Raw genomic sequence first — 16028 nt, 5'->3', positions numbered from 1 at the left:
CCTCAGCTCTCGTCGCGCATCCAGGGAGGCGGCTGATCGGTCATCGGCCGCGCGAGGTCGTCGACGAACGTGACCTCCTGCGCGGCGCGGGCGTCACGGATGCGGCGGAGGGTGCGTCGCTCGGCGATGAGGATGATGCTGGCGCTGATCAACAGGCACACCGCCACCGACACCATGGCGTTCAGCCCGAAGGCCCACACGACCCCGGCTTCGCCGGAAGAAGCAACACCGTCGCCCGAGACGGCGCCGAATGTGGTCAGGGCTGCAGCGATGACAAGGCCGACGGTGATGCCGGCGCCGAGGATGCGTCCGTATCGTGGCGACCGGCGCACGAACACGCGTTGCACCTGAACGTCGATGACGTGCTCGTGGGGATCGGGTGAGGATGGCTCTTGCCGGACTGCCATGTGACTGCCCTCACCCGGTTCCGCTCAGTCGGCCGAGATGATGCGGTCGTGCTCGACCCGCAGCGTGCGGGCGCGGCGAGCGTAGACCCGGTCGAAGATGAGGGCCACCGCTCCGCCGAGGGCGACGCCGATCGAAACGAAGATCAGCAGCAGGAACCCGAAGACCTGCATCTGGGAGTAGACCAGGCCCGTGTTGGGGCTCTCTTGCGTCGTCCCGTCGAACAGGAACGTCAGGATCATGGCGACGAGCAGGCCGACGGCACCGCCGAGCAGCAGGAAGACGGAGTACTTCGGGCTGCGCCGCACCGTCACCTGCTCGAGGTGGTCATCGCTCGTCGGGGACATGATCTCCATTCTCGCACTGCCCCGACACTCAGGCGCCGGGAGTGAAGCGGAAGACGTAGGCAAAGGCAGTTCGGGTGTAGGCGATTCCCCGTCCGCCCTGCCTGATCAGGTCGGCATCCGCGCTCTCGGGCTTCTTGGGAACGAGGTAGTCCCCGAGTCGCTGCTCGTCGAGACGGTAGGTGTCACCGCGGTCGTGCACCGTCGCGACGAGGTCGAGGTGCGGATCAAGCGCTGCGACACTGGCATCGCCGTGACTCGTATTGGCCAGGAGGAGTCCGCCCGGCGCGAGATAGCGGGAGCAGTGGTCCCAGACCAGCCCGGCATACAGCGAGATCAACAGGTTTGCGCTGCCGTCGTCCACGGGCATCGGACTGCGGTAGTCCGCGTGCAGAAAGCTGACCCGGGGCTCCCACCCGGGACGCGCCGCCGGAGCCGCCGCCAGCTCGGATTCCGGGAGACCGTCGGTGCTGAAATAGCGCGCGGCGCGCTTGTCGAGGTCGGCGTAGATGACGTCCGGGATCGCCGTCGAGGGTGACAGGTCGAGCTAGGAGCCGGGATAGAGGGCCCGCTCGATCGGCCAGCGCTGGGCCAGAGCAGCGAAGAGGGACGACCGAACGCCGATCGATCCCCGGTAGTCGGCCCAGGTCGGCGCGGATGCCGCGCTCATGGCCGAAGGGGAAGGAGGTGCGAGAAATCAGCGCGGACGCCAGAGGCCCGCAGCGCCCCGGAGGTTTCGGCATCCGACCACCCGCGCACCCCCGTCGCGAGGTCGATGAAGGTCGCGACATCCATCTCGACGACGTTGGGCGGGGTCCCGCGGGTGTGACGTGGCCCCTCGATGATCTGTGTCGCCCCGAATGGGGGAACGCGGACCTCGACCGTCGCGCCCGGCGCCTTCTCGGCGAGCAACTGAAGTAAGTAGCGCACGGCCGTCGCGGTCTCGGGCCGGCCGGCGGTCCCTTCCGCGACGGCTCCGAGAGCGGCGCGTCCGGCTTCGGTCGTGATTCTGGGAGGCACGGTCCCACGCTACGCCGATCGGTAGGCTGACCGGGTGCGAATCCTCGTCCTCGGCTCCGGTGCCCGTGAACACGCGATCATCACGTCGCTGCGAAGCGAAGGGGAGGCGCACGACATCTTCGCGGCTCCCGGAAACGCCGGCATCGCTCGGGACGTCACGGTGGTCACGCTCGACGCGAACGACCCCGTCGCGGTGGCCTCCTTCGCGCAGACCGAGTCGATCGGACTCGTCGTGATCGGACCCGAGGCGCCCCTTGTCGCCGGTGTCGCCGATGCGCTGCGCGAGCGCGGCATCCCGACGTTCGGTCCGGGCAAGGCCGCCGCGCAGCTCGAGGGATCGAAGGCATTCGCCAAGCGGATCATGCAGGCAGCGGGCGTTCCGACCGGCCGCGCAACCCACGCCGCGACGCTCGACGAGGTCGCCGCAGCCCTCGACGAGTTCGGGACTCCGCACGTCGTGAAGGCCGACGGGCTCGCGGCGGGGAAGGGCGTCATCGTCACCGACGACCGCGAGTCGGCGCTGGCTCATGCTGCCGAGTATCTCGGCACCGGCGGCGTGCTCGTCGAGGAGTTCCTGTCGGGGCCCGAGGTCTCGCTCTTCTTCCTCAGCGACGGCGACACCGTGCGCGCGCTGAGCCCGGCGCAGGACTTCAAGCGCCTGCGCGACGGCGACGAGGGACCGAACACCGGTGGCATGGGCGCCTACTCGCCGCTCCCCTGGCTCGACGAGGGCTGGGGCGGCGAAGCCGCGTTCGTCGAGCAGGTCACCCGCGAGGTCGCCGAGCCGGTCATCCGTCAGCTGGATGCCGAGGGCACCCCGTTCATCGGGTTGCTCTACGCGGGCCTCATCCTGACCGACCGGGGCGTGCGTGTCATCGAGTTCAATGCGCGTTTCGGTGACCCCGAGACGCAGGTTGTGCTGCCGCGCCTGGTCGAGCCGCTGTCAGGGCTTCTGCTGGCGGCGGCATCCGGAAACCTCGAGGACGTGGCGCAGCCGACGTTTCACGACACCGCCGCAGTCACCGTCGTGCTCGCCAGCGAGGGCTACCCCGCGGCTCCCCAGGTCGGCCGAGCGATCACGGGAACGGATGCCGCGGCATCCATCGAGGGCGTGCACCTGGCGCACGCCGCCACGGCCCACGGCCCGGAGGGCCTCGTCGCTACCGGGGGTCGCGTGCTGAACGTCGTGGCAACCGGTGAGAACTTCGCCCAGGCCCGCGCGCGTGCCTATGAGGCGCTGTTGCGGATCACGCTCGAGGGCGGCCAGTTCCGCACCGACATCGCCGCGAGCGTCGGCTAGCTCGATCGCGCGGCTCGCGGTGGATACCGCGGGGCCGGTTGGGGACCTGCGACAATGCTCGGGTGACAGATCACGGCGTTCCCGCTTCGCTGCCTGGATGGCATTCCGTCTACTCGGGCAAGGTCCGTGACCTCTACCGCCCTGACGACCAGACCGATCCCCGAATGCTGGTTGTCGCGAGCGACCGCGTCAGCGCTTTCGACCATGTGCTTGAGCCGAGCATCCCCGGCAAGGGGACGTTGCTGACCACGCTGAGCCTCTGGTGGTTCAAGCAACTCGCGGGAGCCGACGGCGGCGCGCCGGTTCCGAATCATCTCGCGGGCGATCAGGGAGAAGTTCCGGATGCCGTGCGCGGCAGGGCGATGCTCGTGCACCGCCTCGAGATGCTCCCCGTCGAATGCGTCGTTCGCGGCTACCTCACCGGCTCCGGCTGGGCGGAGTACACCGAGAGCGGGACAGTGTGCGGCATCCCACTGCCCGACGGCCTCAGCAATGGCGACCGACTTCCCGAACCCCTGTTCACCCCCGCCTACAAGGCGCCGCTCGGCGAGCACGACGAGAACATCACGTTCGATCAGACCGTCGAGCTCGTCGGCGCCGACCGTGCGGCACAGCTGCGCGACCTGTCGCTGGAGACCTACCGCCGCGCCGCCGACACCGCCGCCGCGCGCGGACTGATCCTCGCCGACACGAAGTTCGAGTTCGGCATCCGCGAGGGCGAGCTCACGCTGGCCGACGAGGTACTGACGAGCGATTCATCCCGGTACTGGGATGCCGAAACCTGGCGTACCGGAACGACCCCCGCCGAGCGCATGGCGAGCTTCGACAAGCAGATCGTGCGCGACTGGCTCGCTGCAGCCTGGGACAAGACCGGCACGCCCCCCGAGCTGCCGGCCGAGGTCGTCGAGCGGACTGCCGAGAAGTACCGCGAGCTCATCGACCGCCTGACACTCGCCTGACCCGGTCGCGGCTCCGACGCTGGGGCTAAGAGCTTTCGCGAACGATCAGTTTCGTTTCGAGGATCGTCGCGTGCGGCGGCGTGCCCCCGGCGAGCAGGTCGAGCAGCACACTCACCATGTGTTCTCCCTGCTCGAACGACGGCTGACGAATCGTCGTGAGCGGCGGGTCCACGGTCTCGGCTACCGGTGAGTCGTCGAAGCCGATGATCGCGACATCCGCCGGCACCTTCAGCCCCGCGTCGGCGAGCACCGAGATTGCACCCTGGGCCATGAGGTCACTCGCGATGAACAGCGCGCGCGGTGCGGGCCCGGCGCTCAGGATGCGGCGCATCGCGCTCGCGCCACCGTCGGTGGTGAACCCGCCGTCGGCGTGCGCACCCTCCGGAAGGCCGGCCTCCGCGAGCGCTCGCCGGTATCCGGCGAGGCGGTCCACACCGCCGGGCATCGTGAGAGGGCCGGTGATCGTGCCGATGTCGGTGTATCCCCGCTCGATGAGGTACCGGGTGGCGTCGTATCCGGCCCGGACGTTGTCGACATCCACGTAGTAGTCAGTGGCACGCTCACGCACCGGGCGGCCACCATAGACGACGGGCACGGCGGCTGCGATGCGATCGATGAACGTGTCGCTCGTGTGGTGGGATGCGATCAGGGCGCCGTCGACGCTTCCCGACCGCAGGTAGCTCGTCGTCTTGTCGCCCGGGTCGTCGCTCGCGATGAAGAGGTTCAGCACGTAGTCGGACGAGCGCAGCCCCGCGTTGATCCCCGAGACGATGGCGGCGAAGAACGGGTCACCGAAGAAGCGGGTGGTGTCTTCGGGCACGACCAGCGCCAGAGCGCGCGTCTGCCTGCTCGCGAGCGACCGGGCAGCGCGGTTGGGCACATAGTTCAGCTCGGCGATCGCGCGGTTGACGGCATCCAGCGCCGCGGGGCTCACCGCAGTCGAGCCGTTGACAACGCGCGAAACCGTCGACCGCGATACACCGGCAGCAGCAGCTACCTCTTCGATCGTCACCGCGCCGCGAAACGGAGTAGCCCGCACGAGCTTCTCGCCCACGACGGCCTCGCTCATCGTTCCACCGTCCACGTGGGTGTCCTCCCTCGACGGGGCGCTTCGCCTAGGGCGATTCGGGTAGCGCCCGCGATGCGATGATCTCGCGGTATCGGGCACCGCTGTCTTTGACGACCCGCTCTTGCGTGTCGTACTCGACTCGTACGATACCGAACCGCTTCTCGTATCCCCACGCCCACTCGTAGTTGTCCATGAGCGACCAGTAGAAATACCCGCGCACGTCCACGCCTGCATCCGCCGCGTCGAGGATCGCCGCGAGGTGGTTCTCGAGGAAGGCGGTGCGGGCCGCATCATGCACGTGCGGGACGCCGTTCTCTTCCACGCGGACGTCGTCGAAGGCCGCTCCGTTCTCGGTGACATACAGCGCGACACCCGCGGGCTCGGCGTACTCGTCCCACACGCGCCGCAGTAGCGTTGTCAGTCCCGAGGGCTGAATTTCCCAGTTCATAGCCGTGCGAGGCAGGCCCCGATCGTGCCAGAAGATGTCCTCGTGCGAGGGGAACGGCGATGCCGTCTCGCGTTCGGTGGGCGCCTCGCCGCCGCCGGGACTGACCACGGGAGGAGTGCCGCCGACGAGTTCGCCGTGATAGTAGTTCACCCCGAGGCTGTCGATCGGTGTCGAGATCACGGCGAGGTCGGCATCCGAGACAGCCCCCTCCCACTCCGCTACCGCGGCCCCGTCGACGGCACGGATGTCTTCGACGATGTCGGCCGGGTACGAACCGCGGAAGATCGGGTCGAGGAACCACCGGTTGAACTGGCCGTCGATCCGACGGGCGGCGTCGAGGTCGGCTGGTGCGTCGGTGACGGGCTCGGCAACGGTGAGGTTCAGCGTGATCCCGAGGTTCAGCGACTCATCGCGCGCGCGCAATTCCCGCACGACCTGGCCGTGACCGAGCAGCAGGTGGTGCGAGGCGAGCATCCCTTCGGCGATGCTGAATCGACCGGGGGCATGGATGCCGGCGGTGTAGCTGAGGAACGACGAGCACCACGGCTCGTTCAGGGTGGTCCAGACCTTGACGCGGTCGCCGAGCGCATCGTGCACGTCAAGCGCGTACTCGGTGAACAGGTCAGCGGTCTCACGCGCCGCCCATCCGCCGCGTTCCTGCAGCGCCTGCGGCAGGTCCCAGTGATAGAGCGTGAGCCACGGCAGGATGTCGGCGTCCAGCAGCTCGTCGACCAGACGCTTGTAGAAGTCGAGCCCGGCGGGGTTGATCGCGCCGCCGTCGGGGCGGATCCGCGACCACGAGGTCGAGAAGCGGTACGTCTGCAGGCCGAGGTCGCGCATGAGCGCGACATCCTCGCGATAGCGGTGGTAGTGGTCGCAGGCGACGTCGCCGTTGTCGGCGTTGATCACGGCGCCGGGAACGCGACTGAAGGCATCCCAGATCGAATCGCGTCGCCCGTCTTCGTGGGCAGCGCCCTCGATCTGATAGGCCGCGGTCGCTGCCCCGAACAGGAAGTTCGTCGGGAACGGGCGTGCCGGCACGAGTGCCGCAGCCACGGTTTCGGTCGAGAAGTCGGTGGTCATTTCAGCCTTTCACTGCTCCTGCCATGATGCCGCTCACGAGCTGCTTACCCGCGAAGATGAACAGGATCAGCAGCGGAATCGTGGCGAGGATCACCCCAGCGAGCACGATCGAGTAGTCGACGAAGTAGTTGGACTGCAGGAGCGACAGCGAGACGGGAAGCGTCGGGTTCTGCCGGTCGAGCACGATGAACGGCCAGAAGAAGTTGTTCCACGCCGTCACGAACGTGAACAGTCCGAGCATTGCGGCAGCGGGACGAGCCGCCGGGATGCCGATGGTCCAGAAGGTGCGGAACGAGCTGGCACCGTCGACGCGGGCTGCCTCGATCAGCTCGTCGGGCACGGCCTGCTGCAGATACCGCGTCATCCAGAACACGCCGAACGCCGTCACGAGCGCGGGGATGATGATCGCGCCGATCTGGCCGGTCCACCCGAGGTCCGCGAACAGGATGTACAGCGGCACGACACCGAGCTGCGTGGGAACTGCCATGGTCGCGATCACAAAGACCAGCAGCCAGCGGCTTCCCGCGAAACGCAGCTTCGCAAAGGCCCACCCGGCGAGTGTCGAGAAGAACACCACGGATGCCGCGATGACCACCGAGCTCCAGATGCTGTTCCACAGGGCCAGCCAGAAGTTCACCGCGGGGTTGGACACCACGGCAGCGGCGTTCGCAAAGAAGTTGCCGCCGGGAATCCACGACATGTTGGGGTCTCGGATGGTGCTCGAATCCCCCGAGCCGATGAGGATCGACCAGTAGTAGGGGAAGAAGCATCCGAGCAGGAAGACGCCCAGCACGGCGTAGGTGACCCAGCCGGGACGCTGACCGCGGATCCCGCGGCGGCGGCGCGGTTTGCGCTCCTCGGGCGGGAATTCGTCCCGCGGGGCTACCGGGATCGGCTCGACGGCGGTCATCGCACGTCCTCCTTGGGTGTCGATGCTGCCTCGGATGACCGGGCTGCGGCGGATTCGGCCGCGAGCCGTTCGCGGGCAGCGCGGCTCTGTTCCCGGCGCTGTCGGCGGGTCAGCTCGCCGCGGCTGCCTTCGGTGCGCACGACGCTCTGGGTGACCAGCAGATTGATGACACCGATCACGAGGATGATGATGAACAAGATCCAGGCAAGAGCTGCCGCACGACCGAAGTTCCACTCACCCCAGCCGATGTTGTAAAGCCAGAGGGTGATCGTCAGCCACTGCGAGTTCGCACCGCCGGTGCCGTACTGGTCGTACATGCGCGGCTCGTCGAAGATCTGCAGGCCACCGATCGTCGAGGTGATGATGACGAAGATCAGGGTCGGTCGCAGGCTCGGCACCGTGATGGAGAAGAACTGACGGATGCGTCCGGCACCGTCCACGGTCGCCGCTTCGTAGTAGTCCCGCGGGATCGCCTGCATCGCGGCGAGCAGGATCAGGGTGTTGTACCCGGTCCAGCGGAAGTTAACCATTGTGGCGATTGCGATGTGGCTGGCGAAGGCATCCGAGTGCCACGGCACCGCCGGGATACCGATCGAGGCGAGGAAGTTGTTCACCAGGCCGTACTGGTCGGCGAACATGTTGCTGAAGATGAGGGCCACCGCGACCGGGGCCATGACGTAGGGGACGAGAACGCCCATGCGCCAGAACGTCTTGGCGCGGATGTTCTGGTCGAGCATCGCCGCGATGAAGATCGCGATGATCAGCTGCGGCACGCTCGAGAGCAAGAAGATGCTGAAGGTGTTGCGCAGAGCAATCCAGAACTTGGGGTTCGAGAGAACCCACGTGTACTGCTCGAAGCCGATGAACTCGCCGGAGTTGCGGACCAGATCCCAGTCCATGAACGAGATCACTGCCGTGTAGGCGATCGGGAAGAGTCCGACCACGAAGAAGAGGATGAAGAACGGCGAGATGTAGAGGTAGGGCGAGAGCTTCAGGTCCCACCGGCTGAGGCGGTGCCCGAAACCGATGCGGCGCGGGGGCCGGTCGGGGTTCTTCGCCGGGGCGTCAGATGCCGGGCGAGCGAGTGTGCTGGTCACGAGAGCTTCCTGAGATCGAGGGGAGGTGCCGCGGACCCGGCGGAAGGGCGCCGGGTCCGCGGCGGGGTTTATCAGCCGATCAGGTCGACTTCAGACACCCACTGGTCCCACGACTGCTGCGGGTTCTGCGTGCCGTCTTCGACACGGGTCAGCGCCTGCTGCATGGCGTCGTTGATCTGGAAGTAGTACTGGCCCTTGAACGGCACGACGTCAACGGCGTTGGCGCGATCGGTGAAGATCGAACCGACGGGCGCGTTGTTGAAGTACTCGTTCGTGGAGTCCAGCAGGATCGGGTCAGCCAGCGCGTCCACCTGGCTCGGGAACGTTCCGGCGTCCTCGAAGGCGGTGATCTGCTGCTCCGGAGCGGTCAGCGAGTCGGCCAGCTGCTGGGCAGCGGCGACGTTCGCGCCGTTGGCAGGAACGGTCAGGTACGAGCCACCCCAGTTGCCACCGCCGCCGGGGAACACGTTCGCGATGTTCCACGTGGTGACGTCGGGCGCGTTGCCAGAAATGACACCGAGCATCCAGCCGGGGCAGAGCATCGTGGCGTAGTCGCCGTTGGCGAGCCCTGCGAACCAGTCGTCGCCCCACTGCTGCAGGTGAGCGGACTGCGTCGAGCTGGCGTCGAGGACGGCGTTGTAGATGTCCTGGACCTCGGGGTTGGTGGTCGCGATGATCTCGCCAGTGGCGGGGTCTTCGTAGGTGGCCTCGACCTGGTTGATCATGCCCTGGTAGGTGGCGCCGGCCGAGTCGAACCAGGCCTTGCCGGTTGCGTCGACGTACTGCTGACCGACCGTGAAGTAGGTGTCCCAGTCGCCCGTGAGGAGCTCAGCGACGGCATCCGGGTCGGTGGGCATACCGGCGGCCTCGAGCAGGTCGGTGCGGTAGCAGACAGCCTCGGGACCGATATCGGTGCCGTAGCCGATGAGGTTGCCATCGGGGTCGGTCGCAGCCTCGACCTTCCAGTCGAGCCAGCGGCTCGCGAGGTCGGCCGGCACCGGCGCGAGGAGGTCGGCGTACTGCATGACCTCGGGCAGCCAGTCAACCTCGATGGCCTCGATGTCGGCAAGACCCGTCTTGCCCAGCTTCTGGAAGTAGTTCGCGCGTGCGTCGTTCGACGTGGCGGCGATGTTGTGGACGATCGTGACGTTCGGGTTCTCATCCATGTACTGCTGAAGCAGCGCATCGGTGTACCCGAAGTCGTTGAAGGTCGAGATGGTGAGGGTGATCGGCTCGTCGGGGTTGACGGTTTCCGATCCCCCGCCGCTGCCCGAGCAGCCGGCGAGGACGAGCGCGGAGGCGCCGAATGCTGCGGCGACGATCGCGCTGCGACGGAAGGCACGTGATGACACAGTCACTCCTTTGTGTGATGGATGCCGGACGGGCACCCGCTGGGTTGTGCCTGGGTACCGAGGGAGGGCGGAACCCTGGCCGCCGTGGGAACGCTCCCACGGCTGCGGAACACGGTACGGGAGCGCTCCCACGTCGTCAAGGGAGCGCTCCCAAATGATCGGGTAACGGTTTGATGACGGCGCGTCAGCGCGCCATCCAGGCGCCTCGGTAGACTGAGAGCGCCCCCTCCCTCGACATCCGGAGCGCCCCATGCCGACCATCGTCGTCGACGTCATGCCCAAGGCCGAGCTGCTCGACCCCCAGGGGAAGGCCGTCGCCGGCGCCCTGAACCGGCTCGGAATCGACGGCTTCGCCGGTGTGCGCATCGGCAAGCGCTTCGAGTTGACGGTCGAGGGCGAGGTGGACGACGCTCTCCTTGAGTCCGCTCAGCGAATCGCCGACGAGATCCTCTCCAACTCCGTGATCGAGGATGTCGTCGGGATCGAGGTCATCGAGTGACCGTCCGCATCGGGGTCATCACGTTCCCCGGTTCGCTCGACGATCGCGACGCCCAGCGCGCCATCCGTGTCGCCGGCGGCGAGCCCGTTGCGTTGTGGCACGGCGACCACGACCTCGGTGGCGTCGACGCTCTCGTGCTTCCCGGCGGCTTCAGCTACGGCGACTATCTGCGTGCCGGCGCTATCGCCGCCCACGCGCCGATCATGCGCGAAGTCGCGGATGCCGCGGCGACGGGGATGCCGATCCTCGGCATCTGCAACGGTTTCCAGATGCTCGTCGAGGCTCACCTGCTTCCTGGCGGCCTGATCCGCAACGCGCACCAGCAGTTCATCCGTCGCGATCAGCGGCTGCGCGTCGAGAACGCCGACACCGCATGGACGAGCGGCTTCGAGGCGGGCCAAGAGATCGTCATCCCGCTCAAGAACGCTGACGGCGGCTACATTTGCTCGACCGAAACCCTCGAACGCATCGAGGGCGAAGGCCTGGTCGCGTTCCGCTACCTCGGGGTCAACCCGAACGGTTCGCTCGACGATATCGCCGGGCTCACGAACGAGCGCGGCAACGTGGTGGGCCTGATGCCGCATCCTGAACACGCCGTCGAGCCCGGCTTCGGCCCCGACACCCGCGCGGCGATGCGTTCGGGCACCGACGGCCTCACGTTCTTCACCTCGGCGATCTCGGCAGTCGTCAACGCCGCGGCCTGAGCTCGGTCCGTCGGAGCTTCAGTCGCGCCTTCCTGCGGCTCCCACACCGGGCAACTCGCACAACGACGCGACCGAAACTGGAGGTCCATCGTTCAGTCGCGTCATGCTGCGGGTCGAGCACCGTAGGACCCACACATCGGCGCTACCGAATCGCGCCGGACTGCGCGCCTGAATCGTGCTGGACCGCGCGCCCCACTAGTTCAGTCGCGTCATCCTGCGGGTTCGCACCCGCGCAACTCACATCTCGGCGCGACTGAAGGAGGGTACTCACATCGCTGGCACCTCAGACGGTTCCCGCGGGCGGCCAGACGCCGATGATGAGCGCCATCACGAGAACCGTGACCAGCTCGTGCGCGATGTTGAGCACCGTCAGCGAGGTGGGGCGCCCCTCGAAGGCATCGTGCGTGATGAAGCGCGCGGCGGTGAAGCCTGCCCACAGCACGGCGCCGGTCCCGACCGCGGTCAGCAGGAAGCTGCCGCCGAAGGCGTGCCACACCACGACAGTCGCGGCAGCGAGCACCCAGGCCGACACGAAGCTCACGATGACGGTCACGATGATCGCGAGCGTCGCGCTGGATCCGGGGCGATTCATGTCGACGTTCGCGAGCTTCGCCCACCGCGTGCCGAAGACCTTCGGCGTGTACCAGATCGACCCGACGATCATCGTCGACAGGGTCGCCAGGATGACTGCCCAGTAGTTGATCGCCAGTTCCATCCCTGCTCCTTCGCCGTGCACGAGAACGGATGCCGCATGCTGACGCGAGCGTATCGGCATCCGTACCGCGGCGATAGGTAGCGTGAAGGGGTGACTTCCGACGCACCCACCCTGGTGATCTCCGTCCCCGACGACAAGCTCGAGAAAGACCTCAGCGGCCTTCCCGGCATCGAGGTCGTGCGGTGGGACATGGGCGATGCGGCGCCGCGGGCGGCGTTCGACATCGTAGTTCCGCCGTACATGCGCAGCCCCCGGGTGCTCGCGCGGCTCGAGGGTGTCGAGGTCCGGCTCGTGCAGAGTCAGTCGATCGGGTACGAGGCAGCGGCGAAGCACCTGCCTCCCGGGATCGTGTTCGCAAACGCCGCGTCCGTGCACGAGGGGTCGACGGCCGAGCTTGCCGTCGCGCTGACCCTCGCGTCGCAGCGGCAGATCCCGCGCTTCGTCGCGGCTCAGGATGCCGGACGCTGGGCTGGCCCGCGCGAGGGCGATGCCTTCCCGTCGAGCCTCGCCGACCGCCGGGTGCTCATCGTGGGGTTCGGCGGCGTCGGCACGGCGATCGCGGCGCGGTTGCGCGGGTTCGAGGCTCACGTCGAAGCTGTCGCGACGCACGCGCGGACAGAGGACGGCACGGTCGTCCACGCACTCGAGGAGTTGCCAGTGCTGCTCCCCCAGACGGAGATCGTCATCCTCGCTCTGCCGGGCGGGGACGACACGGCGAAGCTCGTCGACGACGCCTTCCTTTCGGCGCTCCCGGATGACGCACTGCTGGTCAATGTCGGTCGCGGAAGCCTCGTCGACACCGATGCCCTGCTGCGCCATCTGCGCGGCGGCCGGATCCGGGCGGCACTCGATGTCGTCGAGCCCGAGCCCGTGCCGGAGGGCCACCCGCTGTGGTCGGCACCCGGACTGCTGCTCACTCCCCACGTCGGCGGGGCGTCAACCGCGATGCGGCCCCGGATCGCGGCTCTCGTTCGGCAGCAGGCCGAGCGGATGCAGCGCGGCGAAGAGCCGATCAACGTCGTGCTGCGCACCTGACGCCCCGCGCCACTACCGGGTGTCGGTGTCGGCGCCATCCCACAGGTCGGCGCACTCGACCGTGAGCGCGGCGTGGGTGGCGAGGTAGCGGTTCGCGCCCGAGTCGCCGCGAACGGATGCCGCCACCAGCTCCCAGTGATCGCGGCCGATGACCGCCGGATGCCCGGGCCGACCGTCGAAGCTCGCCCGAGCCAGGGATGCCGGCCCGGCGCCGGCCTCAAGCACCCGCGCGACAACCGATGCCGGCATCCCGGGAACGTCGACGGGAGCGATGACGGCGGAGTCGGCATCCGTGTTCGCGGCAGCCGCGAGCCCTGCGCGAACTGACGCCGACAGCCCATCGGCCCAATCGCCGGCAACCACCGGGCTCACCGAATCGAGAGCGGAAACGACCTCGCGAGCACGCTCGGCCTCGGCTCCGATCACCACGAGTACCTCGGAACAACCCCCGGCACGAACGGCGGCGACCACACGCTCGAGCCACAGCACACCACCCGCGTCGCGCGCGAAGATCTTCGGCTGCCCGTAGCGACTTCCCGCCCCGGCTGCCAACATGATTCCGCACGCCGTCACGCCGGTGAGCGTACCGGGATCCGACGGCCCCCGGGAAACAGTCGCGAAACAGCTGGTGGGTAGGCTCGGGCACAGAGCACGTCCTATCAACCATGGCGCCGGCGCCAGGGCGGGGACTGCGACGACCCGATCGTCTCAGAACCCCAGGAGGTATTCATGTCTGTCGTCGACAAGTCAGCTGCAGGGCTCGACGCCCGCCAGTATCACATCGGCATCGCGCCAGGAGAGGTCTCGAGCGTCGCGCTTCTGCCCGGGGATCCGTTCCGGGTGCCGCTCGTTGCCGAGTTCCTCACGGACGTGAAAGAGGTCGCGCACAACCGCGAGCACCGCACGATGACCGGCTGGTACAAGGGCCGCCACATCACGGCGACCTCGACGGGCATGGGATGCCCGTCCACCGCAATCGCCGTCGAAGAGCTCGCCCGCGTGGGCGTCACATCCTTCATCCGTGTCGGCAGCTCGGCGGGTCTGCAGCCGGGCATCGCGCCGGGAGACCTGCTCGTGAGCGAAGGCAGCTTCCGCAACGACGGCACGACGGATGCCTACCTTCCCAAGGGCTTCCCCGCGGTGCCCGACCTGGAGCTGACCACCGCGCTGGCCCGTCACGCGGAGCGCATCGCGGGGGCTGCGGGAACGAACTCGTTCCGAGGCATCAGCGTGAGCGATGACGCGTTCTATGCCGAGACGCCCGAGTGGATCGCGCAGCTGAACACCATGGGCATCCTGAACGTGGAGATGGAGGCATCCGCCCTCTACATCGTCGCCCGTCTGCGCGGCCTGCGTGCCGGCATGGTGTGCGCCTGCTCGAGCAACCTCGTCGACGGCGCATCGCTCTATTCGGGAACGAAGGCCGACCTGCAGGCGGGCTGGATGCGCTCGATCGAGGCAGCCCTCGAGACCGCCGTCGAGCTCGAACTCTGACGGCGGTCCCGGGAACGGGCCTTACGGGCGCAGCATGACCTTGCCGACGCGGCCTGGCTCGAAGTTCAGCCGCGAGGCGTCAGCGATCTGCTCGAGGCCGAAGATCTGCGACACAGGCAGATCGAGCTTGCCCTGCGCGACGAGGGTGATGATCTCGCGGATCAGCTCAACCCGGTGCGCGGGATCCATCGCGGCACTGACCTTGCTGCCCCAGAATCCGCGGACGGTGAGCTGACGGAAGATCACGTCACCCGACGGGATCTCCATCGTCGGGGATGCCATCGCCCCGAAGACCACGAGGGTGCCGTTCTCCCCGAGCAGCGAGGTGACGTCTCCGGCTGCGGCACCGCCGACGGAGTCGACACCGGCACGGATGGATGCGCCACCGGTGATCTCCGCGACGCGGTCGCGCCAGTTCTCGGCATCCGTCCCGACGACATCATGGATGCCGACAGCGGCGAGTTCGTCGACGCCGGCGCCGCGGCGAACGAGGCCGAGCACGCGGACTCCGCGGGAGGCGGCGAACTGCGCGACCAGGCGCCCGACGGCGCCGTTCGCTGCGTTCTGCACGATCCAGTCGCCCTCGCTGACGTCGAGGTATTCGAGCAGGCTCGCAGCGCTCAGCGGCATGGAGATGATCTGGGCGGCTGCCTCGTCGGCGACGGCATCCGGCACCGGGATGAGGGCTGCGGCAGGAGCAATGACGTACTCGGACCAGACCCCGAAGACGGATGCCGTCACGACGCGCTGACCGACCTCGACGCCGGTGACTCCCTCGCCGAGCGCGTCGACGACGCTCAGCGCCTCGGTGCCGGCGCGGGCGGGAAGCTCGGGCTTGTAGCCGTAGTCACCGCGCACTGTCCAGAGGTCGTGGTTGTGGATGGGGCTGAGGACGACCTTCAGCCGGACCTGGCCGGGTCCGGGCTCGGGGAGCTCGACCTCCTCGACGGCGAGGACCTCTGCCGGGTCACCGAACTGGTGCTGCACGAGTGCGCGCATGATTCTCCTTTGTACGGATGTCGAGTGCGGCGCTCTTCGAGGATCACCCGGGACGAGCGCACCCGATCCACAACGTCAGCGGGATCGCGTTTTAGTCCCGCAGTCAGCCGTTCAGCAGGGCGATGACAAGGCTCACGACCGCGAGCAGCGGGAACAGGCCCTGCGTCACGGCGGCTCGTCGCTTGTCGGGCGAGGTGATGAACAGCACGAGGGCTGCGGCCAGCATTGAGCCGGTTCCCACCAGCATGAGGGTCACGCCGACCGCCACGGAGCCGATCGCTGCGACGACGATCCCGAGGATCGCGGCGATCGCCAGGAACAGGTTGTAGAAGCCCTGGTTGAACGCGAAGGCGCGGGTGATTTCGACCTCGGCATCGTTGCGCACCCCAAACGTCGCGCGGCTGCGGGCTCCGCCCCAGGCGAGCGACTCGAGCCAGAAGATGTAGACGTGCAGCAAGGCGGCCAGTGCGGCGAAGACCATTCCGGTGATGAGCATCCGGGTTCCTCTCGACTCGCTTAGCCTGACACGTGCCGCGGCGAAACACTCGCGAAATCCTCGGCTGATTCACTCGGAGTGTTCGCTGAGTCAACATCG

The 16028-nt window shown here is 67.8% G+C and carries 20 protein-coding genes; 6 read left to right on the top strand and 14 right to left on the bottom strand.

Annotated elements, in window-relative coordinates; all coding sequences use genetic code 11:
• Positions 1–2: 2 nt before the first annotated feature.
• From MICSW_RS00740 to MICSW_RS00720, 5 genes are all read right to left on the bottom strand, one after another.
• Complete coding sequence (locus tag MICSW_RS00740) at positions 3–407, bottom strand: hypothetical protein (protein ID WP_228179364.1); 405 nt, start codon at positions 405–407, stop codon at positions 3–5.
• Between the two features lie 24 nt (positions 408–431).
• Positions 432–752: a potassium transporter Trk gene (locus tag MICSW_RS00735; protein WP_228179395.1), complete on the bottom strand. Its 321-nt coding sequence runs from the start codon at positions 750–752 to the stop codon at positions 432–434.
• A 28-nt stretch (positions 753–780) separates the two neighbouring features.
• Positions 781–1119 (bottom strand): hypothetical protein, encoded by a 339-nt coding sequence (locus tag MICSW_RS00730; RefSeq protein ID WP_464496479.1) that lies wholly within the window; start codon positions 1117–1119, stop codon positions 781–783.
• A 177-nt stretch (positions 1120–1296) separates the two neighbouring features.
• Positions 1297–1419 carry a hypothetical protein gene (locus MICSW_RS00725; protein WP_464496478.1) on the bottom strand — a complete coding sequence of 41 codons (123 nt, stop codon included), beginning with the start codon at positions 1417–1419 and terminating at the stop codon, positions 1297–1299.
• Positions 1416–1769, bottom strand: coding sequence for a sterol carrier family protein (locus tag MICSW_RS00720; RefSeq protein ID WP_464496477.1), 354 nt, complete (start codon positions 1767–1769; stop codon positions 1416–1418). Before MICSW_RS00720 ends, MICSW_RS00725 begins: the two co-directional genes overlap by 4 nt.
• A 34-nt stretch (positions 1770–1803) precedes the next feature.
• Between MICSW_RS00720 and purD the strand changes: the two genes are divergently transcribed.
• Positions 1804–3069 carry a phosphoribosylamine--glycine ligase gene (gene purD, locus MICSW_RS00715; RefSeq protein WP_464496476.1) on the top strand — a complete coding sequence of 422 codons (1266 nt, stop codon included), beginning with the start codon at positions 1804–1806 and terminating at the stop codon, positions 3067–3069.
• A 62-nt stretch (positions 3070–3131) separates the two neighbouring features.
• Positions 3132–4028, top strand: a complete 897-nt coding sequence (locus tag MICSW_RS00710) for a phosphoribosylaminoimidazolesuccinocarboxamide synthase (RefSeq protein ID WP_464496475.1) — start codon at positions 3132–3134, stop codon at positions 4026–4028.
• Positions 4029–4053: 25 nt separating this feature from the next.
• Here MICSW_RS00710 and MICSW_RS00705 read toward each other — a convergent pair whose 3' ends face one another.
• The 5 genes from MICSW_RS00705 to MICSW_RS00685 form a co-directional block, all read right to left on the bottom strand.
• Positions 4054–5097 (bottom strand): LacI family DNA-binding transcriptional regulator, encoded by a 1044-nt coding sequence (locus MICSW_RS00705; RefSeq protein ID WP_464496474.1) that lies wholly within the window; start codon positions 5095–5097, stop codon positions 4054–4056.
• Positions 5098–5143: 46 nt separating this feature from the next.
• A complete protein-coding gene (locus MICSW_RS00700) occupies positions 5144–6628 on the bottom strand; it encodes a GH1 family beta-glucosidase (protein WP_464496473.1) in 1485 nt (494 codons plus the stop codon).
• A 1-nt stretch (position 6629) separates the two neighbouring features.
• Entirely contained in the window at positions 6630–7538 is a 909-nt protein-coding gene (locus MICSW_RS00695) for a carbohydrate ABC transporter permease (protein WP_464496472.1), read from the bottom strand.
• A complete protein-coding gene (locus tag MICSW_RS00690; RefSeq protein WP_228179371.1) occupies positions 7535–8635 on the bottom strand; it encodes a carbohydrate ABC transporter permease in 1101 nt (366 codons plus the stop codon). Before MICSW_RS00690 ends, MICSW_RS00695 begins: the two co-directional genes overlap by 4 nt.
• Positions 8636–8706: 71 nt before the next feature.
• Positions 8707–9987, bottom strand: coding sequence for an ABC transporter substrate-binding protein (locus tag MICSW_RS00685; RefSeq protein WP_464496471.1), 1281 nt, complete (start codon positions 9985–9987; stop codon positions 8707–8709).
• 250 nt (positions 9988–10237) lie between these two features.
• Here MICSW_RS00685 and purS point away from each other — a divergent pair, with 250 nt between their 5' ends.
• The gene (purS, locus tag MICSW_RS00680; RefSeq protein WP_228179373.1) at positions 10238–10486 is read left to right on the top strand and encodes a phosphoribosylformylglycinamidine synthase subunit PurS; all 249 of its coding nucleotides are present in this window, start codon (positions 10238–10240) and stop codon (positions 10484–10486) included.
• Positions 10483–11190, top strand: coding sequence for a phosphoribosylformylglycinamidine synthase subunit PurQ (gene purQ, locus MICSW_RS00675; protein ID WP_347424734.1), 708 nt, complete (start codon positions 10483–10485; stop codon positions 11188–11190). Before purS ends, purQ begins: the two co-directional genes overlap by 4 nt.
• Before the next feature lie 283 nt (positions 11191–11473).
• Here purQ and MICSW_RS00670 read toward each other — a convergent pair whose 3' ends face one another.
• Positions 11474–11905 carry a DUF1761 domain-containing protein gene (locus tag MICSW_RS00670; RefSeq protein WP_464496470.1) on the bottom strand — a complete coding sequence of 144 codons (432 nt, stop codon included), beginning with the start codon at positions 11903–11905 and terminating at the stop codon, positions 11474–11476.
• 90 nt (positions 11906–11995) lie between these two features.
• Between MICSW_RS00670 and MICSW_RS00665 the strand changes: the two genes are divergently transcribed.
• Positions 11996–12940, top strand: a complete 945-nt coding sequence (locus MICSW_RS00665) for a 2-hydroxyacid dehydrogenase (protein ID WP_464496469.1) — start codon at positions 11996–11998, stop codon at positions 12938–12940.
• Between the two features lie 12 nt (positions 12941–12952).
• Here the strand turns inward: MICSW_RS00665 and MICSW_RS00660 are convergent, their stop codons facing one another.
• On the bottom strand, positions 12953–13513 hold the full coding sequence (locus tag MICSW_RS00660) for a nucleotidyltransferase family protein (RefSeq protein WP_292727824.1): 561 nt from the start codon (positions 13511–13513) through the stop codon (positions 12953–12955).
• A 156-nt stretch (positions 13514–13669) separates the two neighbouring features.
• Here MICSW_RS00660 and MICSW_RS00655 point away from each other — a divergent pair, with 156 nt between their 5' ends.
• On the top strand, positions 13670–14434 hold the full coding sequence (locus MICSW_RS00655) for a nucleoside phosphorylase (protein ID WP_292727825.1): 765 nt from the start codon (positions 13670–13672) through the stop codon (positions 14432–14434).
• 21 nt (positions 14435–14455) lie between these two features.
• Here MICSW_RS00655 and MICSW_RS00650 read toward each other — a convergent pair whose 3' ends face one another.
• Positions 14456–15433 carry a zinc-binding dehydrogenase gene (locus MICSW_RS00650; RefSeq protein WP_464496468.1) on the bottom strand — a complete coding sequence of 326 codons (978 nt, stop codon included), beginning with the start codon at positions 15431–15433 and terminating at the stop codon, positions 14456–14458.
• A gap of 103 nt (positions 15434–15536) precedes the next feature.
• Positions 15537–15929: a DUF1304 domain-containing protein gene (locus tag MICSW_RS00645; RefSeq protein ID WP_228179380.1), complete on the bottom strand. Its 393-nt coding sequence runs from the start codon at positions 15927–15929 to the stop codon at positions 15537–15539.
• Positions 15930–16028 lie beyond the last annotated feature (99 nt).

The organism is Microbacterium sp. SW12 (assembly GCF_055391095.1).
This window is presented reverse-complemented; position numbering and strand designations above follow the sequence as displayed.